This is a genomic window from Mucilaginibacter aureus, from assembly GCF_053514885.1.
The window spans coordinates 4,412,925-4,438,346 of the sequence record NZ_CP170601.1; the positions used below are offsets into that span (position 1 = coordinate 4,412,925).

Annotated in this window: 21 protein-coding genes; 9 read left to right on the forward strand and 12 right to left on the reverse strand. The window is 43.5% G+C overall.

Annotated elements, in window-relative coordinates:
• Nucleotides 1-12 precede the first annotated feature (12 nt).
• From ACFGVR_RS18935 to ACFGVR_RS18975, 9 genes are all read right to left on the reverse strand, one after another.
• Complete coding sequence (locus tag ACFGVR_RS18935) at nucleotides 13-2,298, reverse strand: ATP-dependent helicase (RefSeq protein ID WP_448703048.1); 2,286 nt, start codon at nucleotides 2,296-2,298, stop codon at nucleotides 13-15.
• Between the two features lie 98 nt (nucleotides 2,299-2,396).
• Nucleotides 2,397-2,813, reverse strand: coding sequence for a hypothetical protein (locus ACFGVR_RS18940; protein ID WP_448698993.1), 417 nt, complete (start codon nucleotides 2,811-2,813; stop codon nucleotides 2,397-2,399).
• A gap of 206 nt (nucleotides 2,814-3,019) precedes the next feature.
• Nucleotides 3,020-4,138, reverse strand: coding sequence for a tetratricopeptide repeat protein (locus tag ACFGVR_RS18945; RefSeq protein WP_448698994.1), 1,119 nt, complete (start codon nucleotides 4,136-4,138; stop codon nucleotides 3,020-3,022).
• A gap of 58 nt (nucleotides 4,139-4,196) precedes the next feature.
• The gene (locus tag ACFGVR_RS18950) at nucleotides 4,197-4,610 is read right to left on the reverse strand and encodes a hypothetical protein (protein ID WP_448698996.1); all 414 of its coding nucleotides are present in this window, start codon (nucleotides 4,608-4,610) and stop codon (nucleotides 4,197-4,199) included.
• 23 nt (nucleotides 4,611-4,633) lie between these two features.
• Nucleotides 4,634-5,926 carry a tetratricopeptide repeat protein gene (locus ACFGVR_RS18955; RefSeq protein WP_448698997.1) on the reverse strand — a complete coding sequence of 431 codons (1,293 nt, stop codon included), beginning with the start codon at nucleotides 5,924-5,926 and terminating at the stop codon, nucleotides 4,634-4,636.
• Between the two features lie 123 nt (nucleotides 5,927-6,049).
• A complete protein-coding gene (gene corA / locus ACFGVR_RS18960; protein WP_448698998.1) occupies nucleotides 6,050-7,174 on the reverse strand; it encodes a magnesium/cobalt transporter CorA in 1,125 nt (374 codons plus the stop codon).
• Nucleotides 7,175-7,221: 47 nt separating this feature from the next.
• Nucleotides 7,222-7,743 (reverse strand): GNAT family N-acetyltransferase, encoded by a 522-nt coding sequence (locus ACFGVR_RS18965; RefSeq protein WP_448698999.1) that lies wholly within the window; start codon nucleotides 7,741-7,743, stop codon nucleotides 7,222-7,224.
• Between the two features lie 64 nt (nucleotides 7,744-7,807).
• Nucleotides 7,808-8,794, reverse strand: a complete 987-nt coding sequence (locus ACFGVR_RS18970; RefSeq protein WP_448699000.1) for an alpha/beta hydrolase fold domain-containing protein — start codon at nucleotides 8,792-8,794, stop codon at nucleotides 7,808-7,810.
• Between the two features lie 71 nt (nucleotides 8,795-8,865).
• Nucleotides 8,866-9,621, reverse strand: coding sequence for a class I SAM-dependent methyltransferase (locus ACFGVR_RS18975; RefSeq protein ID WP_448699001.1), 756 nt, complete (start codon nucleotides 9,619-9,621; stop codon nucleotides 8,866-8,868).
• 113 nt (nucleotides 9,622-9,734) lie between these two features.
• Between ACFGVR_RS18975 and ACFGVR_RS18980 the strand changes: the two genes are divergently transcribed.
• Nucleotides 9,735-11,540 carry an alpha-amylase family glycosyl hydrolase gene (locus ACFGVR_RS18980; protein WP_448699002.1) on the forward strand — a complete coding sequence of 602 codons (1,806 nt, stop codon included), beginning with the start codon at nucleotides 9,735-9,737 and terminating at the stop codon, nucleotides 11,538-11,540.
• Nucleotides 11,541-11,624: 84 nt separating this feature from the next.
• On the opposite strand, the gene ACFGVR_RS18985 is transcribed toward ACFGVR_RS18980, so the two are convergent.
• Complete coding sequence (locus ACFGVR_RS18985) at nucleotides 11,625-12,722, reverse strand: mandelate racemase/muconate lactonizing enzyme family protein (protein ID WP_448699004.1); 1,098 nt, start codon at nucleotides 12,720-12,722, stop codon at nucleotides 11,625-11,627.
• Between the two features lie 319 nt (nucleotides 12,723-13,041).
• Between ACFGVR_RS18985 and ACFGVR_RS18990 the strand changes: the two genes are divergently transcribed.
• From ACFGVR_RS18990 to ACFGVR_RS19005, 4 genes are all read left to right on the forward strand, one after another.
• On the forward strand, nucleotides 13,042-15,048 hold the full coding sequence (locus ACFGVR_RS18990) for a thioredoxin domain-containing protein (RefSeq protein WP_448699006.1): 2,007 nt from the start codon (nucleotides 13,042-13,044) through the stop codon (nucleotides 15,046-15,048).
• 78 nt (nucleotides 15,049-15,126) lie between these two features.
• A complete protein-coding gene (locus tag ACFGVR_RS18995; protein WP_448699008.1) occupies nucleotides 15,127-15,627 on the forward strand; it encodes an FKBP-type peptidyl-prolyl cis-trans isomerase in 501 nt (166 codons plus the stop codon).
• 177 nt (nucleotides 15,628-15,804) lie between these two features.
• Nucleotides 15,805-18,246: a hypothetical protein gene (locus ACFGVR_RS19000; RefSeq protein ID WP_448699009.1), complete on the forward strand. Its 2,442-nt coding sequence runs from the start codon at nucleotides 15,805-15,807 to the stop codon at nucleotides 18,244-18,246.
• A 14-nt stretch (nucleotides 18,247-18,260) separates the two neighbouring features.
• The gene (locus tag ACFGVR_RS19005) at nucleotides 18,261-20,765 is read left to right on the forward strand and encodes an MG2 domain-containing protein (protein ID WP_448699011.1); all 2,505 of its coding nucleotides are present in this window, start codon (nucleotides 18,261-18,263) and stop codon (nucleotides 20,763-20,765) included.
• 12 nt (nucleotides 20,766-20,777) lie between these two features.
• Here ACFGVR_RS19005 and ACFGVR_RS19010 read toward each other — a convergent pair whose 3' ends face one another.
• Both ACFGVR_RS19010 and ACFGVR_RS19015 read right to left on the reverse strand, forming a co-directional pair.
• Nucleotides 20,778-21,146, reverse strand: coding sequence for a bleomycin resistance protein (locus ACFGVR_RS19010; protein WP_448699012.1), 369 nt, complete (start codon nucleotides 21,144-21,146; stop codon nucleotides 20,778-20,780).
• 76 nt (nucleotides 21,147-21,222) lie between these two features.
• Nucleotides 21,223-21,645 carry an acyl-CoA thioesterase gene (locus ACFGVR_RS19015; protein WP_448699013.1) on the reverse strand — a complete coding sequence of 141 codons (423 nt, stop codon included), beginning with the start codon at nucleotides 21,643-21,645 and terminating at the stop codon, nucleotides 21,223-21,225.
• 102 nt (nucleotides 21,646-21,747) lie between these two features.
• Here ACFGVR_RS19015 and ACFGVR_RS19020 point away from each other — a divergent pair, with 102 nt between their 5' ends.
• The 4 genes from ACFGVR_RS19020 (at nucleotide 21,748) to ACFGVR_RS19035 (ending at nucleotide 25,370) form a co-directional block, all read left to right on the forward strand.
• The gene (locus tag ACFGVR_RS19020; protein WP_448699014.1) at nucleotides 21,748-22,194 is read left to right on the forward strand and encodes a hypothetical protein; all 447 of its coding nucleotides are present in this window, start codon (nucleotides 21,748-21,750) and stop codon (nucleotides 22,192-22,194) included.
• 128 nt (nucleotides 22,195-22,322) lie between these two features.
• Entirely contained in the window at nucleotides 22,323-22,601 is a 279-nt protein-coding gene (gene rpsO, locus ACFGVR_RS19025) for a 30S ribosomal protein S15 (protein WP_448699016.1), read from the forward strand.
• Nucleotides 22,602-22,728: 127 nt separating this feature from the next.
• Complete coding sequence (pnp, locus tag ACFGVR_RS19030; RefSeq protein ID WP_448699018.1) at nucleotides 22,729-24,861, forward strand: polyribonucleotide nucleotidyltransferase; 2,133 nt, start codon at nucleotides 22,729-22,731, stop codon at nucleotides 24,859-24,861.
• Nucleotides 24,862-25,085: 224 nt separating this feature from the next.
• Nucleotides 25,086-25,370, forward strand: a complete 285-nt coding sequence (locus tag ACFGVR_RS19035) for a hypothetical protein (RefSeq protein ID WP_448699019.1) — start codon at nucleotides 25,086-25,088, stop codon at nucleotides 25,368-25,370.
• Nucleotides 25,371-25,422: the final 52 nt, after the last annotated feature.

Consider the following 25,422-nt stretch of genomic DNA (forward strand, 5'->3'; position numbering starts at 1 on the left):
TCACATCTTCCATCACCCCACTATCCTCAACTTAGCAAATTTCAACAACAACTGCTTCTGTCCAACCTCTTTAAAAAATATAGTAGCCTTTACATCGGGTTTAGGGCCTTCAAGCGTCAACACCTTGCCAAAACCAAAACGCTCATGCTCAACTTCCATACCTACCTGCAGGTTACTGGTATCGCTTGGCGCGAAGCCTGCTGTGGGCACGTGGGCTTTAGCTAAGATGGATGTGGTTTTAACTTTAGCTGCCGTTGGCTGCGACGCCGGTTTAGGTTTACTGAAAGTATCGCGGCTGCTCCAGGCGGTACGTTCGTCATCAAAAAACGGGTTATTGCCGGGTTGCGGCTTGGCTGTAAAATCGAGCTCAAGGTATTGCGCGTCTATCTCGTCCAAAAACCGACTCGGTTCGCAGTTAATCAGCGTGCCGAACTTAAAGCGCGAGGTAGCATAACTAATGGTGAGCCTGCTTTCGGCGCGGGTAACGGCTACGTAAAACAGGCGGCGCTCTTCTTCCAGGTCACTGCGCGAGTTGAGCGACATTTGCGATGGAAACAAATTCTCTTCCAAACCCACTACATGCACCTGCGGAAACTCCAAACCCTTGCTCGAGTGTATCGTCATCAGCGATACCGTATCGGCATCTTTGTTTTTATCCTTATCGTCGTTGGTTAACAGGGCAATATCCTGCATAAACACATCAAGGCCTTTTTCTTCAATATCTTCGCGCTCGCTAAACTCTTTAATACCGTTCAGCAACTCTTGTATGTTCTCATAACGGTTTAACCCCTCAACCGATTTATCCTCATACAGATCTTTTAAAATACCGCAGTGCTGGGCAATGTGCAGGGCAGCATCATACGCGCTTTGGCTTTGCGCGATGACCTGGAAGCTCTGTATCATGGTAACAAAAGGATAGATCAGGGCGTTGATGCGCCCGTCGAGATACATCTGCCCGTTGGCCATAATATCCCAGGCCGATTTGCCCTGTTCGCCGGCTATCACAATAATGCGGTCAACCGTAGTATCGCCAATACCCCGTTTAGGATAGTTGATCACCCGTTTTAAAGCTTCTTCATCGGCCGGGTTAAATGTCAGGCGGAAGTATGAGATCAGATCTTTAATTTCCTTACGTTGATAAAAGGAGAGGCCCCCGTATATTTTGTAAGGGATATTGAGCTTGCGCAGGGCTTCCTCCATCGATCGCGATTGCGCATTGGTACGGTATAAAATGGCAAAGTCGTTCCATTTCAGCCCCTTGCCGGTGCGCTCCTGGAATATCGCTTCGGCCGTCATTTTACCTTCTTCGTTATCGCTAAAGGCACGCAGCACTTTTATTTTGTCGCCATGTTCCTTCTCACTAAAAACATTCTTTTTAAGCTGCTCTTTATTGTTGGATATGATGCTGTTGGCAACGTTTACAATATTTTGGGTTGAGCGGTAGTTTTGCTCCAGCTTAAACACTTTCAGGTCAGGATAATCCTTCTCAAAGTTTAAAATGTTCTGGATGTTTGCCCCGCGGAAAGCGTAAATACTTTGCGCATCATCGCCCACCACGCAGATATTCTCGTTAATGGCGGCCAGTTTTTTTACGATGAGGTATTGCGAAAAGTTGGTATCCTGATACTCGTCCACCATCACATATTTAAACTTGTTTTGGTATTTGTACAGCACGTCGGCGTGATCGCGAAACAGCTCATTGGTTTTGTACAACAAGTCGTCAAAATCCATCGCCCCGGCACGGAAACAACGGTTTACATAAGCCTGGTATATTTCACCCAGTTTACCGCGCCCGCTGCTAAAGTCATCGGCATTGCAGTTTGGGTCCTGCTGGTATTTTTGCCACGATATCAGGCTGTTTTTGCATGCCGATATCCGGTTCAATACAAAATTTACATTGTACAGCTTATCATCCAAACTCATTTCTTTGATGATGGCCCGCAGCACGCTCTTGCTGTCGTCGGTATCGTAAATGGTAAAGTTGCTGGGGTAGCCAATCTTATCGGCCTCAACACGTAATATTTTGGCAAATACCGAGTGGAAGGTACCCATCCAAATGTTTTTAGCTTCTGTACCGGCGGCATGCATAATACGCTCACGCATTTCGCGGGCCGCCTTGTTGGTAAAGGTGAGTACCAGTATATTAAACGAGTCGACACCCTTTTGTATCAGGTGCGCAACCCGGTAAGTTATCACGCGTGTTTTGCCCGAACCTGCACCGGCAATGATCATTACCGGCCCTTCGGTTTGCAATACTGCTGCCTGCTGCGACGGGTTTAATCCTTTTAAATAATCCAATCTCTGTTCCTCTTTTTCTGTGAGCAACGAAATTAAGGGTTTACCCGCAAAGGGCATAGCGCCGTAGGGCATTGTTGACAAATAGTCGATTGTGCAAATCAGTTGTAACGATCGCTTTTGGTATAAGCTAAAAACCTGAAATAAAAGAAAATCAAGGTTATAAAGAAAATAAAAGTACTCGCCAGTAAAGTATCAATACTTGAGGCTCCCTGTATAATGGAATATCCGATAACCGTTACTGCTAATATCACTGGCAATAAGAAAAAGGAAAGAAGACGATACAAAGGCTTTGATCTGATTGGTTTGAGTATGTTTAAAAAGTAGGTTAAAGAAGTTATCGTTAATGCAATTATCCAGAAAATATTAGCAAGGAGATCAATAAAATCAGCTTGTTTCTCCTCAAAACCAGTATGTTTAGATGTCAGTATCTCGCAGATAAAAAATGTTAAAAGGCAACCTAAACCGAGTGTTTTTATTAATATTAATGATAGGTAACGACCGTAATTTTTGTTCATTTTTATAATTCGCAGGTAGCGTAAAGTATAAATTGTGTTTTAAAATAGTTTTATTTGGGCGTTGCCTGTGGCCGGGCTTTACGCTCATACTACACAGGCCTTAGCCACGGCCTGCCCTGAGCCCGTCGAAGGGCCGGTATCCGCTACAATCCCTAACGCGGAGCTTTTTTTGCCTCAGCACCCGTAGCTATTGACTCAAGATTAAACTAATGGCAATATTGCAAAATAAGCTGATCGGCTCCACGGTTGCCCATTGCTTTTGCGGTTGCCCAATCGGCGCAGGCGGCATCGGTTTTGTTTTCCTCGGCTTCAACGCGGCCACGGTTAACGTAAGCTGCGGAATATTTAGGGTTTAGTTCGATCGCTTTGTTCAGATCGTTCATTGCACCGGCATAATCTTTTTGTACGCGCTTTGCGTTTCCGCGATTGCTATAAGCGCCTGCAAATAAAGGATTAAGCTTTATCGCCATATCAAAATTGCTCATTGCTACCGGCAGGTCATTAGCAATGGCGCTTTGTACCCCTTTGGCGTTGTACCTGTTTGCTTCCGCGATAGTGCTCGCATCGGGTGGAACCGACGCGGTAACGTTGCTGTTTACGGTATTGCCTGCCTGTTTGGCAATAGCGCTGCCCGGCGATATCACATTCATCAACGAGTCTGCACCTGGGTTACCCATTTTTCGGGCTTTGGTTAAATCGTCCATAGCCTCCACCTTTTTATCGAGGCCCATTTCGGCAATGCCTTTGTTTAAATAGGCATCGGATAGGTTGGGGTTTAATTCGATAGCCTGGCTGCAATCGTCCAGCGCTTTTTTGTATTCTTTAAGTTGATTGTACGCAGCAGCGCGCTTTAACCAGGCAACGGAATTTTTGGGGGCAATAACCACGATCTCGTTCAGGTTTTTAACGGCGCCTTTATAATCGCCAAAGCGGTATTTGCCATTGGCAGCGTTAAATTGCGATGCCAAACTTCTCCGGTTGATCCTCACGGCATCGTTATAATCATCTATCGCGTCTTTAAGGCGGTTTAGTTTCTCTTTAACCAAACCCCGGTTGTTATAAGGCGAAGCGTAAATGTTATCGATAGAGATAGCCTGGTCAAAATCTTTCAGTGCTTCTTCGTATTTACCGGCATGGTAGGCAACCAGGCCCAGCTGGTTGTATTTGGTTGCTTCGGCGTTGCGCGAGTCTATCAGATCTCTTCTTTCTGAGTTTAATGTCTCAGCAGCAGGGTCGTACACCGGGCGTTCACCAAATGCAGGTCTGTTTTGCGCGAATATCTGCATGCTTAACAAACATGCCATGCCTGCTAAAAATATTTTCATTTGTTGATGGCGATAAGGTTTTTGGTAGTGCTAATATACAAATTTGACAGGTAGTATATCATTTTGGGGATTTGATAAGCACCCGGTACAATATCCAGCTAAACGGCCCTATCCAGATCAGGTCATTAAATACGTTCACCCATAAAAAGGTAACAGGCATGGCGCCGGTAGTTACATAATAAACCGCGCCGATGGGGCCGAGTACCTTACCGATCAATCCTACCAAAATTAACGGCCAGTAACGTACCGGATCGGTTGAGCAGAAATAATAAGCTATACCGTAAACGCCAACCAGCATACCAATGCACCTGATCAGGATGAGGATATAAGGAGTAGGGGCATTGCCGAACAAGATCAATTGCGGATCGATAGAGATAACTGCTCCCCAAAACAGGTTGTAAAAGGCCGCTATAAACATGATACGGCTTTCTAATTTCCTGAAACGGAAACCTTCACGGGAGTTTTGTTTCATTAGTTTAAGCTTTAAACCCGGTATTAATAGCAATACTTTGAAATAAGCGCATCGGCATTTTTATTGCCCAGGTTTTTAGCTTTGATCAGATCTGTGCAGGCAGCGCTGTTTCTTTTCAGATCAACCTCTGCCAGCGCCTTATTGATCAATGCCTGGGTATACAGTGGGTCGAGTTTGAGGCATTGGTCAAAATCTTCGATAGCGCCTTCGGCATCGTGGGTAATTCTTTTTATAACGCCGCGATTACCATAGTTTACCACGTTGGTAGAGTCGAGTTGTAAAGAAAGATCGAAATACTTTAATGCACCGCCATAATCTTTCATTTCGTACATGGCATTGGCACAATTGGTGTATGCATTAACCGCCTTAGGGTCGAGCGCGATGGCTTTTTTATAATCGCCGACAGCATCCCTATACTGATGCATTATCAATTCGGCGAAGCCGCGGTTATTATAAGCGCTTACAAAATCAGGATCGGCAGCAATTGCCAGCGTGAAGTTTCTGATAGCCGCAGGCATGTTATTGGCGTGGGCAAAATCCAAAGCTATGCCATTATACTGTGTAGCTTCCGCGCTTTTAGAAAGCGGACCTGTATAGCTTATGTAAGGTTCGGCCGCTTTTCGGGCGTTTTTGTTATTAACGTTTGTGTCAGGGCTGGCAACCACTAATTTTGCTACAGTGCCCGGCGATATGGCCTTCAGCAGCGAATCAGCTACTATGCTGCCCAGCTGCCTGGCTTTAGTCAGATCGGCCAGGGCTGCATCATCTTGTTTTAGCTTTCTCTCGGCTATACCTTTTTGTAACCAGGCATGCGCGTTGGCAGGTCTTATGTCTATAACCTTGTTATAATCTGAAATTGCACCGGTGAGGTCGCCCATATCTAATTTGGTATCGGCAACTTTCGAAATATAGGTTATAGAGCCCGGTTCGAGCGAAACAGCCATGTTAAAATCGTCGAGTGCCTCGGCTTTATGGTACAACTTTAACTTTACCAAACCACGGTTATAGTAAGCGCCTGAGTAGTATTTAGATGAAGTTATAGCCTCGTTAAACTGCTTGAGCGCCTCCACGTAATTTCCTTGTTTGGCGGCCAGTAATCCCAGGGTATTAAAGCTTTCGGCCGCTCCAGAGGCGCGCAGGCCAAATTGCTCGTAGCTTTGTTCGCGCCGTACTTGCTGATCGGCACGCATTTGGTGCTCCATGTCGTTATTGTTAATGGGAAGGGGAGCTAACGGTAAAGGGTCGCCGTTTGACTGACAGAGCGCAACACCGGCGATCAACAATAGCGCCGGCATTAAGATCAATTGCTTTTTCATGATACAGGATAGGTTTAGGGACGCCGGCAAATCAGGGATACCGGATTGGTTATAATAAATATACGATGTATAAACCCAATATAATATCGTATATCAGAATATTTACATCAGACTTTTATAAGTCTACATCCGGCTAAACCACCCTTTTTTCCAGAAGAACAGTATCTGGACAATTGTAATAACAAACATGGCTATCCAGCAATAAAGATAGCCATGTGGCGATGTCAGTTCGGGCATATTATCGGGCAGTACTTTATTGGTTACCGGGTCAACGTGCTGAAAGTTCATCCCGTAAACGCCTACAATAAAGGTTATCGGCATAAATATTACCGATATCAGCGTAAGCACTTTCATGATCTCGTTCATACGGTTGCTGATGATGGACAGGTAAACATCGATTATACCCGAGGTGATTTCCTGGTAGCTTTCAATCACATCGATGATCTGGATACAATGGTCGTAGGCATCACGTAAAAAAACTTTCACCTCTTCGCTAATAAGCGGGTTATCATCCCGTATCATCGAGTTGATCTTGTCGCGTTCGGGCCAGGTAGCGCGGCGCAACACAATGAGCGAGCGCTTAACACGCTGAGCCTCATACATAATGGTTTTATTGGGATTATCGTATAGTTGCTCTTCAATATCTTCGAGCAGGTCGCCCAGGTTATTCAACAAACTAAAATAGATATCAAAAATGGTATCCATCATGGCATAACACAGGTACGCCGGGCCGGCAATACGTATAAAACCGGTACCGGCATGCAGGCGCTTGGCAACCACGTCAAACACCTTGTCATAATCTTCCTGGAAACTGATGATCAGGTTTTCCTTCACTATAAACGATACCTGGCAATTGCTTATCACGTTATCTTTATAATTGATCAGCCGGCTGGTAGCGAAGAAAAAGTTAGTGTAATCGTCAATTTTAGGGCGCTGATGGGTATTTACAATATCCTCAAGCACCAACGGGTTAATGCCAAAATGCTCACCGATCTCTTCGATCATTTTCTCATCGCCCAGGCCATTTATCTGCAGCCAGTGGGTATGTGTTTTACAGGCTTTGAGTTGTTTTAATACGTCTTCAAAATCATCGCCAACGCATTCCTGTACTTCATCCTTATTATACGAAAATAGCTTAACAACCGGCTTAAGCGAATCGTCATCAATATGGATAGCGCCCGGCGTATCGCCAATATTGCCGTACTTACGGCGTTGTTTTATTTTTAAACGGTTTACCTTTTTTGCCATAACATCAATAATAGCTAAATGTATTGGTTTTGTTTTAATAGCATGGGCTATAGCATCTTTTTCATTAAAATATCGGTCTGCCTGTCGTTACCCACCATAAAATAATGGCTGCCAATGGGTACAAAGTCATGCCGCTGGTAAAACCGTATGGCATTGGGATTGTTTTCCCAGGCGCCCAGCCAGGCATACTTTAACTTTTTTTGTTGGGCGATATCGATGGCAAAATCGAGCATAGCCTTGCCAATTTGTTTGTTTTGATGGGTTGCCGATACGTATACACGGGCAATCTCCATCGAGTTATCATCCTGAAATTCGGCCTGTGCCTTTCCGAAGCTTAATTTTAAATAACCGGCTATATCATTTTGATATACAGCGAAATAAAACTCACAATCCGGATCGCTTATTTCTTGCTTAAGCTGATCTGCATTATAGGCGCTTGCAACATAAGCCTTAAAATCGGCTGGGTTGTTAAGCTTTTCAAACGCATCAGTAAAGGTTTTTATGCTGATGTGCTGCAGATCGTCCAGATCAGTAAGGGTTACTTTACGGAAGGATAGGTGATGAGACAAGTTAGTTGGTTTTGGTTACTAATGTAACAATATGTCGCGCAAAGTAAATAGGCTGTAGCTTATTTTAGTGTAAACCTAAACGCTGACAGTCTATCAGGCCAACCAGCTCCTGCGATACATAGGTAATGGTACTGTCGGCATATTTGGTGGAGATGGCATAAGGTGTTGCACCAGCACCTGCAAAAGCATGAAAAGCAGTATTGAGTTTACGGCTCGCTGCTACCGAATCGATGAGGTAACTGCCATATAATGGCGTAGCCGTATATGGATTAACTATGCCCGAACGGTAGGGTATAACGGCATCGTTGGTGCCATGCACCATAATTAACGGCATATTGATGTTGGTGAGCCAGTTCAGATCGAGTATAGCGCCGCTTAAGCTGATAACGCCTTTAATATGTGATGAATAGGGTGATGTTGTTGAACCTTCGATGCCGTTTAATGAGCTTAGCAAATCGGCATTACCAACACCGGCAAACTGATCGGCCGAATTTAAATATCCCGTTTGCAGGGCTATTATAGCACCTGATGCTTCACCCGCTATGTAGATCTGTGCAGTATCTATCCGGTAAGGGTTACCTTGCTCAACTGCCGTTTGCTTAAAATATCTTACGGCGGCTTTGGCATCCTGTCCGGCACGGATCTGTGCGCTCATTACATCGGCATCGCCATTGGTACCGATTCCTAAACGGTAATCAATACTTGCCGTAACATAACCGCGTTTGGCAAACGATTGGCAAAATTTAACCGGCCACGAGCTATTGCGCGCACCCGAGGTAAAATTACCGCCATGACAATAAATGATAAGTGGCCTGCGCGATAAAGTATCAACAGCAGGCGAATAGATATCTAACAGCAGATTTTGATTTTTACCCAAATAATCAACCGATTGTGTATAGGTAATTGTAGCCGAACTTACCGTAAACTGCTCGCTAATAAACCTGTTTGAAGGGCATACATAGTTAATAGCGGGTGTTTGATTGCTTTTACCGCATCCGGCAATAACATAAATAACGCCTGGCAAAATTAACGAACGTAAAATATTGCGCATATTATTCGGGTTGATATGATATTAAACTTAAACCCATGTAAAAGGTTTAATACGTGCATATAATAAATATGTTACGTAGTGCGATGTTCGATTTTAACCCAATAGAATGGGTTTTTATAAAGTAGTTTATTTATTACAGAATTTGGATGAGATAATACGTGGTAGTTAAACCCGTCAAGTTCACTTAAACGCCTGTGAAAGTACCAATCGGCCATTTCGGGGCAACCCATGCCTTCAAAATAGTTTTTTGATCGTTGTATTGCATTACCTACTTCCTCATCTTTATAAAATATAGTATCAACAATATGTATTTCGCCACCGGGGTTTAAAAGCGACAGGCACACATTGATAATATCATTAAAACATTTAAAATACTGTACCGAAGCTGCAAAAATGATGATATCAAACTTAAATTGCTTTAAATCTGGATGGAAAGGCCCCAGGCATAAAAATTTTAAATTGCTTTTTGCGAAAACCCTTTTGGCCTGTTCAAGTTCAAGGCTGTTAATATCAATGCCTCTAATCTCGCTGTTTTTAATGTTGGCCAGGTGAGCAGATAACCAGCCATTACCGCAGCCTATTTCCAGTATATCTAACGGCTTATTTTTATTTTGCAGATATCGCGTTAAGCGCCGCAACGAAGCCCTTCGCATTTGCCATTCTTTACGATGCACATGCTGATCGGCCATCTCTGGTAAAAGCCTTAGCTCTTCATCACTATAAACCCGTTTTTCTTTATCACGGATATACAGATACCTGTTTTCAAAATCTGAGTTTGGATGAAGTATTTTATTGTCTTCAATATTTTCCAACAATTGTTGTTTCATTAAATGGGTAACGCAACAGGTAATAAATAGGTTGCCCTGCAAAATTAATAATGCGGCATTAAAACATTATCACACGTTTTCATATTTCTTGCTGCAACAAACAATCAATATAAATGGATCAGCAATCTAACGATATACCAGGCATGGGGGCTGTTATTCAGCCAAACGGAGTTTTCTTTAGGGTATGGGCGCCAAATGCCGAACAGGTTTTTGTAGCCGGAAGTTTTAACAATTGGGATAATGAGGAACACGCACTGCAAAATGAAAATAATGGCTATTGGGCCGGCCTTATCGAGACCGCTAAGACGGGTGATGAGTACAAATATTTTTTAAAGACACCTTCGGGCAATTTGATGCGGAACGATCCCTATGCACGATCGGTAACCAGTTCGGTTGGTAATTCTGTTATTTATGATCCAAACGCATTTGATTGGGGCGAAAGCCACTATGATATGCCTACATGGAACAAACTGGTTATCTACGAGTTACACACCGGTACTTTTAACGTAAAAGAACAAGGCAAACCCGGCAACATGTACGGCATTATTGAAAAGCTGCCTTATCTGCGCGATATGGGTATTAACGCTATTGAGATCATGCCGCCATTTGAGTTTCCGGGTGGCTTTTCCTGGGGATACAATCCATCGCAGCCCTTTGCAATTGAAAGTGAATACGGTGGGCCGGATGCTTTTAAGGCGCTGGTTAAGGCCGCGCACGAGCATGGTATTGCGGTAATTCTGGATGTGGTTTATAACCATTTCGGGCCAACCGACCTTGACCTATGGCAGTTTGATGGCTGGAACGAAAACGGTAAAGGCGGTATTTATTTTTATAACGACTGGAGAAGCGAAACGCCATGGGGCGATACCCGACCCGATTATGGCAGGAGCGAGGTTCGGCAATATATCCGCGATAACGCGATAATGTGGCTCGAAGAGTATCGTGTTGATGGTTTACGTATGGATATGATCCCGTATATCCGCCATGTACATGCCGACGAAGATCCGGGTAATGTTTTGGAAGATGGAATGAGCCTGTTGAAATGGATCAATAGCGAAATAGCCGAGAAATATCCATGGAAACTAACCATTGCCGAAGACCTGCACGGCTTGGATAGCATAACCAACCATGTTGATGGCGGCGATGGCCTGGGCTTTGGCGCGCAATGGGATGGCGATTTTGTACACCCCGTGCGAAGCATTTTGATAGCCCAAAATGACGAGGACCGGGATATGCATGCGGTTGAAAGTGCGTTGATGCGTCAGTATAGCGGTAACCCGTATAAACGCGTGGTTTATACCGAAAGTCACGATGAGGTTGCTAATGGTAAAGCCCGTGTAGCCGAAGAGATAGCCGAGGGGGATGTAAATAACTGGTATTCTAAAAAGCGTGCATCGCTGGGTATCGCTATGGTGCTGACTTCGCCGGGTATCCCGATGATTTTTCAGGGGCACGAATTGCTGGAAGATAAATGGTTTTCGGATACTGACCCGATTGACTGGAAGCGCTTAAAACAATTCAACGGCTTTATGAAGCTGCACCGCGATCTGATCAAACTGCGCCTAAATTACAATGACAATACCGAAGGCTTATCCGGCCAAAGCACACAGGTTATCCGGCTGGATAACGATAAGAAGCTCATCGCATACATGCGCTGGCAAAATGGCGGGAAGGGTGATACAACTATGGTGATACTCAATTTCAGCAGCGAAGGTTACAGCGATTACCGTATGGGTTTCCCTGATGCGGGTATGTGGAAGATTCGTTTTAACAGCAACTGGGATGGGTACGACCAGGATTTTGGTGATTTTGAATCGTTAGATACCGAAGCTTTCGAGGGCGAATGCGATGGCCAGCCTTTTAATGCTAATGTTGCTGTGGCACCTTATTCGGCTATTGTGCTTTCGCAGGACAGGTAGGAAGGTTAAAGGATGAAAGGCAAAAGGTAGAAAGGTTGAAATACGAAATGGCTTTAACCATTTTACCTTTCGCCTTTTACCTCGTTACACCACCCATTTCTCACATTTCTTCAAAAAGTTTTCATCAGCATCTGCACCAATGCCCGGCGCATCGCCTATGGTTAAATGATAGCCGCTGTAAGTAACGCCGCCAACGCATGGGTCTTCCAGGTGGCCGAGCATACAGGTATCCATATCGAAAAACTTTACATTCGGACTGGCGTATACAAAGTGCATCTGCGCACTGGCGGCTATCCGGCTTTCCAGCATACCACCCATCATTACGGGTATGCCCAGGTCGTCACCAATATCATGAATTTTAATAGCCTCGTTAATACCACCCGATTTTGCAAACTTGATATTGATGTAATGGCAGCTTTTACTGTTGATCTGCTTACGGGCGTCATGGTGATTGTATACACTTTCGTCGGCCATAATTTTTACCGGCGAAAGTTCCATCAGTTCAGGCAGCAGGTCATCGTACCAGGTGCGCATAGGCTGTTCGCAAAACTCTACATCAAGGTTGGCCATGCCTTGCAGCGCCCTTACCGCATCTTCAAAGCTCCAGCCCTGGTTAGCATCAATACGGATACGCATACCCGGGCCAACGGCTTTACGTATTTTATTGATTCGTTCAATATCGGCATCAGCATCCTTACCTAATTTAATTTTGAGGATGGTGGCCCCACTTTCTTTCAATTTAACTGCTTTAACGGCCATATCATCAGGTTTTCCTATCCCAATAGTAATATCCGTTTCAACAGGCCGTTTGTTGCCGCCTAAATATTTATACAAGGGCAGCCCAGCGTTTTTAGCAGCAATATCATATAAAGCTATGTCGAAAGCGCTTTTAATGGTAGCGTTGTTCGCGGTAAAGTTGTGCAGATCCTGCAAACGGCCGGCTATATCAAGCGGGTCTTTCCCTTTCCACAAGGCGGCAAACTCCTGCGCCATCACCAGGCAGGTATCCTGCGTTTCGCCTACGATCATCGGGAAGGCAGAGCACTCGCCAACCCCATAAAAACCGGCATCGGTATATACCCGGATAAAGGTATTCTGCGCAAAAGTCATGGTGCCGGTTGCAATGGTAAACGGTTCCATGGCAATGCTAAAACGGTATATTTCGGTGTGTGTGATCTGCATTTTTTAAAGGTAGTTGTTTATCAGCGAAAGCGAAAATATGCTCAATTTTCATCCTATCGAAATTATTTTATTATTTTTGCTAACAATTTGACCAATAACACGTTAAATAACAAGATGGCATATATTATGCCATGTGATGGCTACAACCTAACCACCTCAGTTTAAGAGGATCGCAATTTTATTTGTATTTTTTTTTAGCGGTGGGGGCCAAAACCTCCATCGCTTTATATTTTCAATTCGCATCTTTGCCGTATCGCAGGCAGTTAATAGTGAGCAGCGAATAACTACCCACTATTAACCATTCACCACTCACTATCACATGAACAAACTCAAAAATTCAACTTCGCCATATTTATTACAACATGCCAATAACCCGGTAAACTGGTTTCCGTGGGGCGCCGAAGCATTGCAAAAAGCTAAGGATGAGAACAAGCTGATATTGGTAAGTATTGGCTACTCGGCCTGCCATTGGTGCCACGTAATGGAGCACGAAAGCTTTGAAAAAGAAGATGTTGCCAAAGTAATGAACGAACATTTTGTGTGTATCAAGGTGGATAGGGAGGAGCGGCCGGATATTGACCAGATCTACATGAGCGCCGTACAATTGATGACCGGCCGTGGTGGCTGGCCCTTAAACTGCATCTGCTTGCCCGATCAGCGGCCAATTTACGGCGGCACCTATTTTCGTAAAACAGATTGGACAAACCTGCTGAATAACCTGGCCGATTTTTGGGAAAATAAACCAACCGAGGCGGAAGAATACGCAGTAAGGTTAACCGACGGCATTAAGCAATACGAAAACATCAGCTTTGTTACCGAGCAGCACGAAAACACTAAAGCCGATCTGGCAGCGGTTGTACAGCCCTGGAAACAATATTTTGATTACGAAGAAGGAGGGATGGGACGAAGCCCCAAATTCCCGATGCCGAACAACTGGCAGTTTTTAATGCGCTATGCTCACCTGTTCAAAGATGAAGCCGTACAGGTTATTGTTGGCTTAACGCTGGATAAGATGGCTAAAGGCGGCATATATGATCATATTGGTGGGGGTTTTGCGCGATATTCGGTTGATGAGCGTTGGCATGTACCACATTTCGAAAAAATGCTGTATGACAATGCCCAGCTCATCAGTTTATATTCTGAGGCTTATACCTGTATTGGCGATGAGCAGTATAAAAAAACAGTTGCCGAAACCATTGCATTTGTACAGCGCGAACTAACCTCGCCTGATTTTGGCTTTTACTCGGCGCTCGATGCCGATAGCGAAGGTGTTGAGGGCAAATTTTATACTTATGATTTAAGTGAGCTTGAAGATATATTAGCCGATGATGCCGGCTTGTTCGCCATTTATTATAACGTTACCGTAGATGGCAATTGGGAAGAAGAGCATACCAATATCTTTTTCCGTAAGGACGACGATAACGTTTTAGCCGAAAAATTGGGTATGCCGGTTGAAACATTGATTGGCAAAGTTGCCGGACTAAAACAAAAGATTTTTGAACATCGGGCAAAACGAATCCGTCCGGGATTGGATTATAAAATCCTGACATCATGGAACGGTTTGATGCTAAAAGGCTTGTGTGATGCCTATCGCGCCTTTGACGAGCCGGCTTATCTTGATCTGGCACTCAAAAACGCGGCTTTCATCCAGGATAACCTGATCACACTGTCCGGTAAAATAACCCGCGTATTCCAGGAAGCGGGCATAAGCGAGGTGATCGCATTTTTGGATGATTATGCCCTGGTTATCGATGCCTTTATCGCTTTATACGAAGTTACTTTCGACGAGCAATGGCTGCAGCAAGCTAAAAAACTGGCCGATATAGCTATCCATCTTTTTTACGACGAGGCCACGGGTATGTTTTTTTACACCCCGGGCGACGGAGAGCAGCTTATAGCCCGTAAGCTTGAAGTGATGGATAGTGTTATCCCATCATCAAATTCGGCAATGGCGCGTAATTTACATAAACTTGGATTACTATTTGATAATGAACGATATATAGAAATATGGCAGCAGCAAATGCGCAACGTTAAAAAGCTGATGGCTAAATATGGTTCGGCTTATTCAAACTGGGCTATGTTACTACTTAATGATATTGCCGGGGTGTACGAAATAGCGATAACCGGACCTGATGCTGAACAAAAAAGGAAAGAAATAGAAAAAAGTTATATCCCCAACAAAATTATGTTGGGTGGAACAAAAGGAAGTTTACCTTTGTTGACTGATAAGTTTAGTGCCGAAACCAGGATATTTGTTTGTAAAGATAAAACCTGCCGGTTACCCGTAACACAAGTAACCGAAGCGCTTAAACAGATCGAAGTCTGATTTTAGGATACGTTTGGCGTGGTTTGCCAACCGCTTTCTGGCCTCTGGCTTTTATTTTTTTACACTAAAAATTAAACGATGAAAATTCAACCCGAAAGCGTAGTATCGCTAACCTATGATCTGTATGTTAAACAAGAAGACGGCACTGAAGCTTTGGTAGAGAGCACCACGCAAGAGCAGCCTTTAACCTTTTTGTATGGCGTTGGCCAAATGCTGCCTAAGTTTGAAGAGAACCTGAGCACGCTTTCAACCGGCGATAATTATGAATTCCGCCTTTCGGCAGATGATGCTTATGGCAGCTACGACGAAGAAGCTGTTGCTAATTTGCCAATAGATATGTTTAAAGACACCGAAATGCCTGTTATTGGCAGCGTTTTACCTTTACAGGATAACAATGGCAACCATTTTCAGGGCCAGGTAGTGTCAATTGCCGAAGACGCGGTAATTGTTGACTTGAATCACCCGATGGCTGGCCAGGAACTGCATTTTAAAGGCACTATTTTAAACGTGCGCCCTGCAAACCCCGAAGAATTATCACACGGCCATGCACACGGCCCGGATGGTCATCACCATCATTAATAATATTGTTACAAATAATATCAAAAAACCCTTTCCAAAAACCGGAAAGGGTTTTTTATTGTGTTTTTATTTATCATAATACGTTTCAAGGCAGGACAGTAAAGGATGGTTCTGTTTAAACCTTTTTTCACTTTTAGGTCTATATACCAATTAAACCTTTATATCTAACCTACCTGAATGAACCGTAATTTTCGCATTGTTTTTTTTGCCGCAATATTATGTGGAGTGCAACAATTGGTATCGGCTCAAAGCAAACCTGCACCTGCTCCAAAAACAACACAGTTTAAACTTTTTTTCGAGAAAGTATATCTGCATACTGATCGCGATTATTACGCCACCGGAGATGACCTTTGGTTTAAGGCCTATCTTGTTAACGGCGAAAGTAATTACCCCACATTTACCAGTAATAACCTGTATGTCGACCTGGTATCTTCCGAATCTAAAATAATAAGCCGCGAGATCATCCGCCTGGATGATGGCGTTGGCGCCGGCGATTTTAAATTAGCTGATTCGATACCTGGCGGCGTTTACCATTTACGCGCCTACACTAATTGGATGCGCAATTTTGGCGAAAATTTTATTTTTGATAAGCAGATCACCATCAACAGTATTATCGGTATCAGGCCATCTGCACCGGTCGTTTCCAAAAAAGGGAAAAAGAATAAAAACATCGATGCCGAAGAAATTTCGCCTGTTACCAGCCGTATTAGCTTTTTCCCCGAAGGCGGATCGATGGTTGAAGGTGTGATGGGTATAGTAGGCTTTAAAGCCGAAGATGCTTTAGGTAATGGGGTACAGGTGAGCGGGAGCGTGATTTCATCGCAAGGCGAAACAGTGGGTAACTTTGCCAGTACCAGTGCAGGTTTAGGCAGCTTTACACTGATGCCGGTAGCTGGTGCAACATACACGGTAAAAGGTACCTATAAAAACGGAGAGGCATTTGAGCAGGAGCTACCCACCGCTTTAGCCGAAGGCTATGCCTTACATATTAAAAACACCGATTCGGTAAATGTACAGGTTATGGTTAGCGCTAACCCGGCTATATTTGCCAAACAGAAAGGTCAAACCCTCACTCTTGCCGCAAAACATGGCGATAAAACCTACTTCGACGGGCAGTTTACATTAACTAATGAACAAACCTCGATCAATATCCCTAAAGCTAAATTACCTGCAGGTATTGCCAGCATTATCTTATCCGATGCCCAAAAGCGCCCCAACTGCGAACGACTGGTTTATATTAATGGTAAAAACGATATCCGGGTAACCGTAACACCCGATAAGAACACTTATCAACCCAAACAACAAACTATTTTAAATATCAGTGTAACTAATGCTCAAAATCAACCGGTTAAAGCCAATCTATCATTGGCAGCTGTTGATGGGAGTATAGTACCAGCAAATGAAGGCAGTATTGCATCGTATTTGCTGCTGCAATCGGATATACGCGGTAAAATTGAGAATGCCGCCCAGTACTTTGATCAGGCAAACGCAAACCGCTTTAAACAGCTCGATTTGCTGTTATTAACCCAGGGCTGGCGCGATTTTGTGTGGAAACGACTTGCCGATTCAACTCTAAAATTGAGCTATTTGCCAGAGGCCGGCTTTACCGTATCGGGCAGATTACGTTCGCTATTGATCAACAAGCCCATACCTAATATGAACATCTCCCTGTTTGCTCCCGGGGCAAAGGGCAATAAAATGTTTTCGGCTAAAACCGACGCTCACGGTAAATACTTTATAGATAATATAGAACTATATGGCACACAAACGCTTAAACTATCAGCGCGCGACGATAAGGGTAAAAAATCGGGCTGGTTATTTTTAGATACTACCTGGCACGATGCTATGCCTGTACCCCAAACCCCGATAATAGAGCAGGAGCCATCAGATGCGCTGGCTGCATTTAATGCCGCAAGTAAAACCCGTCAAAATGATACTCATAGGTTTAGGGTAGACAATGGCGTAACATTGAACGAAGTAATCATTAAGGATTCGCACAAAACACGGACTTTATTCTCGGGCGAGGTTTTGAGTTCATTTGGTTATCCCGAATACAATTTTACAATAGGGCCCAAAGATTACAAATACAAAGACCTGGAAGATTTTCTGTTGGATAAACTAAAAGAAGCCAGAACTCCCAAAGGCGATGAGCAAGGTATAGTATTTAATTTTGGCGGCAAACAGATATTTCCAAGGTTTTCTGTTGATAACCGTGAAGACCTGTTTGGCCGTTTAGATTATTATTCGCTCAGTATGGATCAGGTAATTTCGGTAACTGTTGACCATTATGTTAACGGCAGCGCTGCCGATGTAATTTGGATATACCTTACCTTAAAGCCAACCGCTTTTGATAAAAAAGAATTTAACCTGCTAAACAGCGATGTTACCGGCTATTATAGCGCGCGTACATTTTATTCGCCTAATTATGAATACCCCTCAACCAAAACCGATCAGCGTACTACTGTTTTTTGGGAGCCGATGATCAGTACAGATGCTGAAGGCAAGGCCTCGGTTAGTTATTATAACGCCGATCCAAAATCAACCATACGGATAGTGGTTGAAGGGTTGACAGAGAAAGGCGTGCCCATAGCCGTTACCGGCGCATATACCATCAAATAGTTTAATCTAAACCAATGAAAATCAATTTCTGCATTAAACCTGTATTAACCTTAATATCAACCTTATTAGCGGGCGTTGGCATGGCCCAGGTTGCCGCACCTCCGGCGAAAGCCACTGCCCCGGTTAAGCTGTTATTTGAAAAGGTGTATGTGCATACCGATCGTGATTATTACACCGCGGGCGATGACATTTGGTTCAAAGCGTACCTGGTTGATGCGCAAACCAATTTATTGAACAACTCGAGCAATAACCTGCATGTTGATCTGGTTTCGCCGCAAGGACAGATATTTAGTAATGAGGTGATGAGGCTTACTAACGGTACCGGCGTTGGCGATTTCAAACTAACCGATTCAATACCCGCAGGCAGTTACCGTTTACGCGCTTACACCAATTGGCAACTCAATTTTGGCAGCAACTTTATATTTGAGAAAAACATAACCGTTTACAATACCGAAATTAACAGCCGGCCGATAACAGTTAGTGCCACAGGCGGTAGTTTACCTAAATTACCACTGCCTCAAAAACAGGCAAACGGGCCGGTTATCCGTTTTTTCCCCGAAGGCGGATCGATGGTTGAAAATGTAGCAGGCCTGGTGGCTTTTAAAGCTGAAGACCCCAGTGGAAAAATAGTGACCGTAAAAGGCAACCTGGTATCGTCAACAGGAGATACGCTGAGCAGGTTTGAGAGCGTAGCACAGGGGATGGGCAGCTTTGTGTTTATTCCGGAGCCTAACAAAACCTATACGATAAAAGGGGTATTTAACAATAATCAGCCATTCTCAACACAATTACCTGCCGCGTTGCCTAAAGGTTATGTGCTGCATGTAAGTAATGCCGACTCGGCGCATTTGCGCATCACTATCAGTACCAACGAGGCCACTATGGCCGATAACCCCGACAAGGAAGTTACTTTTATGGCCAGGCACGCCGGAGTTAGATTTTTGAGCAGCCCTATTAAATTTGTGTTTTTACAGATCAATGCTACGGTACCTAAAAACAAGTTCCCGGCCGGTGTATCAAGCGTTACCATTTATGATAAACAGTTAAAACCGCAATGCGAACGCCTGGTTTATGTGCCCGATTCCACATCAGCGAAAGCGTTAACCATTAAAACAGACAAGCAGCAATATACTTCAAAAGAAAAAGTGACCGTGAGCATTAATACCGCAGGTGTAAATGAGCCTGTGCGTGCCAATCTTTCGGTATCGGTGGTTGATGCCAATGCCATCCCGGTGAGTGAGGGTAATATCGCCTCTTATCTGATGCTGCAATCGGAGGTTAAGGGCACTATTGAGCACCCTGAAATGTATTTTGATCAGGCTAACGCCAACCGCTATAAGCAACTCGACCTGTTGCTAATGACGCAGGGCTGGCGTGATTTTGTTTGGCGCCGTTTGGCCGATGATGGGATACATATTACCCATGCTACCGAAAATGGTTTTGCTGTTACCGGAAGTTTGCGGCAAAAGTTTGCCAATAAACCTATACCTGGCGCCAATGTTACTTTAACGGTAAAGGGCGAGGTACTGAGTGAGCAATTTATGGCTAAAACCGATAGTGAAGGTAAATATGCCTTTAATGGGATACCGATTGTTGGCAATAAGGAAGTTACTTTGGCCTCGTTTGATGATAAAAAGAAAAAGTTGGGCTGGATACAACTGGATTCGTTAAGCAAAAACCAGCCGCCGGTAACTGCCTTACCCGAATATACAGGCGATGCAGCCAGCGAAGTGGCATTTGAAAAGGCAGTCGCAAAATCGATAAGTACAAGATCAAAGCTATCAGATACGGTTAGGCTGAAAGAAGTAAAGATTAAAGGTAATAGCTATATTCAGTTAATGGATCAAACTACCACTAAGTTTGGTTACCCTGATTTTAAGTATGATATCACTTCAAAATACTATTCCTACAATTCTTTACGCGATTTTTTGCTGCACGAAGTACCGGGCGCAAGGAGTAACGACCAGGATTCGGTTGTATTTAAAGGGGTAAGGTTCGACCCGAACAGAAATGCGGATAAAAGCGTTTGGATAGAACCCCGCATGATTGTTAACGGGCGTGAAGACGCCGACGATGTGAATAACGGCATGTACCTTAACTTGCCGATGGACATGATCAATAAGGTATTGGTAAGGCATGTATTAGGATCTACGCTAATGGCGGTAAACGATAACGGCGATATGCGCACAGGTTCGGGCGGAGATGTTTTCCTGATATTTCTGGATATTAAACCCAATGCTTTCGATAAGGTGGAGTTTAACGCCATCGATACACATCTGGATGGCTATTATCAAGCCCGCACCTTTTATAAAGCCCTGTATGATACCAATGCTGATTTAACCAAAGCGGATAACCGCACCACCATTCACTGGGAACCAAACGTGATCACTAACGGAATTGGCGAAGCAACGGTAACCTTTTACAATGCCGACCCTAAAACAAAGGTTAGGGTAGTGGTGGAGGGGATTACCGATAAGGGCGTGCCGGTGGCAGGAGCAGCGAGTTATGTGGTGAAGTAACAGATTGAGGTATTAAAGAGTGTTACCAAATCTTAAAGTGTTACCATCGGCATCGGTGACATAAAATTCGCGCATCCCCCAACTTTGGTCAAGCGGGCCCTGGTGTACAGGCGATGTTTTTTTATCGGATGTATCCAGTCCGCGATGAATGTATTTGGCAAACAGTGTATCCACATCGTTTACACGGATATTGACTACCGATCCAAATAGTGCAGAGCTTTCTAACACGGTCAATTGCAGTTCGGCATCGCCGTTTATCAGGTCAATAACCCAATCCTCGCTTGAAGCATCAGGATATTTGAGTTGAAAATCGAGGATGTGGGTATAGAAATGAATAGCCGCTTTCATATCCCTGCATTTGAACAATGGTATCGCTTTCATTTAAAGATATTGCTTATGTGTATTTGAGTAAATAGGTAAACAAATTTATAACGGATATCGTCTCACATCTCAATACTCAAATCTTATAATGCTCCATAATATTCTGTGGTATCCTGATGCCTTTACCGGTTTTAATATCGATCATCACAAAATCAAACCAGCCATCGGAGTTTACTTTGCCGCTTGTTTTACTGGTAATGGTAAAATGCACCCGGCAGCCACGCTCGTCAATATGATCGATATTGGTTTGCACGGTAAAATATTCGCCTAATACCAATGCGCGTTTGTAATTCATGTGTACAGCCTTAACTACCCAGCCATGGCCCTGTTCCATATAAGTTTCCATGCTCATGCCGTAGCCATGCTCCATCTGATCATAACGGGCGGCAAGCACATAGTCCATATATTTACTATTGTGCACATGCTGAAACATATCGATATCGTCGGGGCGTACGCGCAACTCAGTTTCGAAAGTTTTGTATAAAGAGGTGTGGGGCATATAATTGGTAATTCGAAGGTCAAAAGTAAAAAATCAAAACTAAAAGAACTTCAAATTCTCAAAATAACTGAATAGTCGAAAAATAAAATATCTTTATATCAGATGAAAACTATCCTGATTTTTGCATTTTTTTATTTCGGCCTGTTATTTAATGGATACTCTCAACTAAGCAATGTAAAACTGCTTGAAGTAAAAAACGAGAACCTTGTTACACTATTAGCATCCTTAGATACGGTAATTACAAAAAACAATGGTAATTGTGGTATTTATATCTACGTTTTTGCTAACGCATCAGGCAGCGCGCATGTTGCCGAAACGGATGAAATAACAAATAAGGTATTAGTTGCTACAACTAATGGTGATGAATTGCCTGAGCAGCATTTATTTAAATTGGGGGATTTTTACGATCCTAAAATCAGTGATATTCGTACTTTGCCAACTGGTGGCTATTCGTTCAGCTTGGTCTATACGGCGAATAATCACAAAAAGAAATTGCTGTACGTCGTTTCTCTGCGAATGGTAACTGTGAAGCAGGCGCAATTTAAATAATTCATGACACTATACTTGCCGACAGTTTCATTGCAGATTTTTGCTTTTTGCGTTTTAACTTATCACAATAAACACTATCTTTGCGCCACAATTAACAAAAGTATTTACGCTTTAATATTATTCAGGTAATGTATTTAAGTACAGAGTGGAAACAAGAGATTTTCGCAAAACATGGTGGCGCTGCCACTAACACAGGTTCAGCAGAAGGACAAGTAGCTTTATTTACAACACGTATTGCTCACTTAACCGGTCACTTGAAAAAAAACAAAAAGGATTTTTCAACCCAGTTGTCTCTTCAAAAATTAGTAGGTAAACGCCGTGCTTTGCTGGCATACCTTTACAAAAAAGATATTAACAGGTACCGTGCCATTATCAAAGCTTTAGAGCTGCGCGATATCATCAAGTAAATATTTTTGCATTTCAATAAAAAGCCGTCGCAATTGCAGATGGCTTTTTTACTTTTGTTGAAATAATAAGCACACAATAAAAACCGGTACGCTCAAAAGATGAAAAGCGTACTATAAACAAAACAAGATGAGTTTAAATGTAATTAAAAAAGTTATCGATTTAGGTGACGGCCGCACCATTGAGATCGAAACAGGAAAACTGGCCAAGCAAGCGCATGGAAGCGTAGTGGTAAAAATGGGTGATACCATGTTATTGGCTACCGTTGTTTCATCGTTCGAAGCAAAAGAAGGTGTTGATTTTTTACCGCTTTCTGTTGACTACCAGGAGAAATACGCTGCAACAGGCCGTATCCCGGGTGGTTTTTTACGCCGTGAGGCCCGTTTATCAGACTATGAGGTATTGATCTCGCGTTTGGTTGACCGTGCTTTGCGTCCGTTATTCCCTGAAGATTACCACGCTGATACCCAGGTGATGATCTCGCTGATCAGTGCTGATAAAGATATTATGCCTGATTGCTTAGCCGGTTTGGCAGCATCAGCAGCATTAGCTGTTTCTGATATCCCATTCAATGGCCCGATCTCTGAAGTTCGCGTAGCTAAAATTGATGGCCAACTGGTGATCAATCCTAAAATGAGCGATTTAGAGCGCGCTACCTTAGAATTTATTGTAGCAGGTAGCGAGTTCGACATCAACATGGTTGAAGGCGAATGTAACGAGATACAGGAAGATGAAATGATCGAGGCATTGAAATTTGCCCATACAGCTATCAAACATCACTGTGCCGTACAAAAAGAACTGACCGTTGCTGTAGGTAAAACCGAAAAACGTGTATACAGCCACGAAAACCATAACGAAGACCTGAAGAAAGCTATCTACGCTGCCACTTACGACCAGGTTTATGCTATCGCCTCATCTGCCTCGGGCAAAGATGAGCGCGCCGCCAAATTTAAAGAAGTACGTGATACCTACATCGCTACTTTAGGCGAAATTGACGAGGTTACTAAATTTTTAGCTAAAAAATATTATCACGATGTGGAGTATGATGCTATCCGTAACCTGGTGTTAGACGAAGGTAAACGTTTAGACGGCCGTACCACTACCCAAATACGCCCTATATGGAGCGAAGTTGGTTATTTACCTGCAGCTCACGGTAGCGCAGTATTTACCCGTGGCGAAACACAATCGTTAACCACTGTTACTTTAGGTGCTAAGGATGATGAGCAAATGATTGACGGTGCTTTTATCAATGGTTACCAAAAATTCCTGTTACACTATAATTTCCCTGGTTTTTCAACCGGTGAGGTTCGCCCGAACAGGGGAGCAGGCCGTCGCGAGATCGGTCACGGTAATTTAGCTATGCGTTCGTTAAAACAGGTTTTACCTGGAGATGATTCAAACCCATACACTATCCGCATAGTATCTGATATTTTGGAATCGAATGGTTCATCATCAATGGCTACGGTTTGCGCCGGTACATTGGCTTTGATGGATGCCGGTATCAAGATCAAAGCACCTGTATCAGGTATCGCGATGGGATTGATCACCAACGAAATGGGTACTAAATATGCCATCCTTTCGGATATCCTTGGCGACGAAGATCACTTAGGTGATATGGACTTTAAAGTTACTGGTACCGAAAAAGGCATTGTGGCTTGCCAAATGGACTTAAAAATCAACGGTTTATCATACGAAGTTTTGGCCAAAGCTTTAGAGCAGGCAAAAGCCGGCCGTTTACATATCCTTGGTGAAATGGCTAAAACCATTACTGCGCCTCGCGAAGATTACAAACCACACGCTCCGCGTATTGTGAGCATGCGTATCGATAAAGAATTTATCGGTGCTGTAATTGGGCCCGGTGGTAAAATTATCCAGGAAATGCAACGCGAGACCGGTGCGACCATTTCGATCGAAGAAAAAGATAACCAGGGTATCATCCAGATATTTGGCGACAATAAAGATTCGATCGACCAGGCTGTTAAACGCATCCGCCAGATCGTAGCTAAGCCAGAAGTTGGCGAAATTTACGAAGGTAAAGTAAAATCAATTATGCCGTTTGGTGCATTTGTTGAGATCATGCCAGGTAAAGACGGTTTGCTGCACATATCAGAAATTGACCATAAACGTATTGAGACAATGGATGGTATTTTTGAAATTGGCGACGAAGTACGCGTTAAATTATTAGATGTTGACAAACAAGGTAAATTGAAACTTTCGCGCAAAGCTTTATTGCCTCGTCCTGAAAAACCGGCTAACGCCTAAGTTAACAGCTTATAACTATACTAAAGACCCTCATGGTATGAGGGTCTTTTTTTTGCTCAAATTTGCGATAATGGCGCATGTTACTTACTTTAGATACGCCTTGACAGGGCATTAAAATAAATATTGAATTATCGCAAACAAAATCGGGGTATTGTGTGTTGCATTTTGGTATAGTTGCACCCCTGTAAAAGCAATTTAAGCATCGAGCCTGTTTTTGAATAAGAATGATACAAACGCCTAACGATCCTTTAAATTTTTTAGATAAAGCGACCGCGCCCGGTGGTGGATTGTCTAAAGGCGCCAGTACCGATGATCTGATCCAGGATTTGCTGTACGAGATCATCCGCGTAAAAGAGCTCATTAAATACTATGATAATATCCCCAATGGCGCTGGTCAGCTTGGTTCGTCTATACTAACAGAACTGGTTGCCGAAGCTTATAAATCATTGGTTGATTATGATACCGTGCTGATGAGAAAATACTTCGAACTGTTACAAAATTGCGACTAACGCTGAATACTTAACCATCCCCGAAAGGAAAATATTTTGTAAGTTTGGCGAC

Excerpts from the sequence above, each read along its gene's own strand:
- ACFGVR_RS18940 (WP_448698993.1), bottom strand. The coding sequence starts at position 2,813 with ATGAACAAAAATTACGGTCGTTACCTATCATTAATATTAATAAAAACA.
- ACFGVR_RS18945 (WP_448698994.1), bottom strand. The coding sequence starts at position 4,138 with ATGAAAATATTTTTAGCAGGCATGGCATGTTTGTTAAGCATGCAGATA.
- ACFGVR_RS18950 (WP_448698996.1), bottom strand. The coding sequence starts at position 4,610 with ATGAAACAAAACTCCCGTGAAGGTTTCCGTTTCAGGAAATTAGAAAGC.
- ACFGVR_RS18955 (WP_448698997.1), bottom strand. The coding sequence starts at position 5,926 with ATGAAAAAGCAATTGATCTTAATGCCGGCGCTATTGTTGATCGCCGGT.
- corA (WP_448698998.1), bottom strand. The coding sequence starts at position 7,174 with ATGGCAAAAAAGGTAAACCGTTTAAAAATAAAACAACGCCGTAAGTAC.
- ACFGVR_RS18970 (WP_448699000.1), bottom strand. The coding sequence starts at position 8,794 with ATGCGCAATATTTTACGTTCGTTAATTTTGCCAGGCGTTATTTATGTT.
- ACFGVR_RS18975 (WP_448699001.1), bottom strand. The coding sequence starts at position 9,621 with ATGAAACAACAATTGTTGGAAAATATTGAAGACAATAAAATACTTCAT.
- ACFGVR_RS18980 (WP_448699002.1), top strand. The coding sequence starts at position 9,735 with ATGGATCAGCAATCTAACGATATACCAGGCATGGGGGCTGTTATTCAG.
- ACFGVR_RS18985 (WP_448699004.1), bottom strand. The coding sequence starts at position 12,722 with ATGCAGATCACACACACCGAAATATACCGTTTTAGCATTGCCATGGAA.
- ACFGVR_RS18990 (WP_448699006.1), top strand. The coding sequence starts at position 13,042 with ATGAACAAACTCAAAAATTCAACTTCGCCATATTTATTACAACATGCC.
- ACFGVR_RS18995 (WP_448699008.1), top strand. The coding sequence starts at position 15,127 with ATGAAAATTCAACCCGAAAGCGTAGTATCGCTAACCTATGATCTGTAT.
- ACFGVR_RS19000 (WP_448699009.1), top strand. The coding sequence starts at position 15,805 with ATGAACCGTAATTTTCGCATTGTTTTTTTTGCCGCAATATTATGTGGA.
- ACFGVR_RS19005 (WP_448699011.1), top strand. The coding sequence starts at position 18,261 with ATGAAAATCAATTTCTGCATTAAACCTGTATTAACCTTAATATCAACC.
- ACFGVR_RS19010 (WP_448699012.1), bottom strand. The coding sequence starts at position 21,146 with ATGAAAGCGATACCATTGTTCAAATGCAGGGATATGAAAGCGGCTATT.
- ACFGVR_RS19015 (WP_448699013.1), bottom strand. The coding sequence starts at position 21,645 with ATGCCCCACACCTCTTTATACAAAACTTTCGAAACTGAGTTGCGCGTA.
- ACFGVR_RS19020 (WP_448699014.1), top strand. The coding sequence starts at position 21,748 with ATGAAAACTATCCTGATTTTTGCATTTTTTTATTTCGGCCTGTTATTT.
- rpsO (WP_448699016.1), top strand. The coding sequence starts at position 22,323 with ATGTATTTAAGTACAGAGTGGAAACAAGAGATTTTCGCAAAACATGGT.
- pnp (WP_448699018.1), top strand. The coding sequence starts at position 22,729 with ATGAGTTTAAATGTAATTAAAAAAGTTATCGATTTAGGTGACGGCCGC.
- ACFGVR_RS19035 (WP_448699019.1), top strand. The coding sequence starts at position 25,086 with ATGATACAAACGCCTAACGATCCTTTAAATTTTTTAGATAAAGCGACC.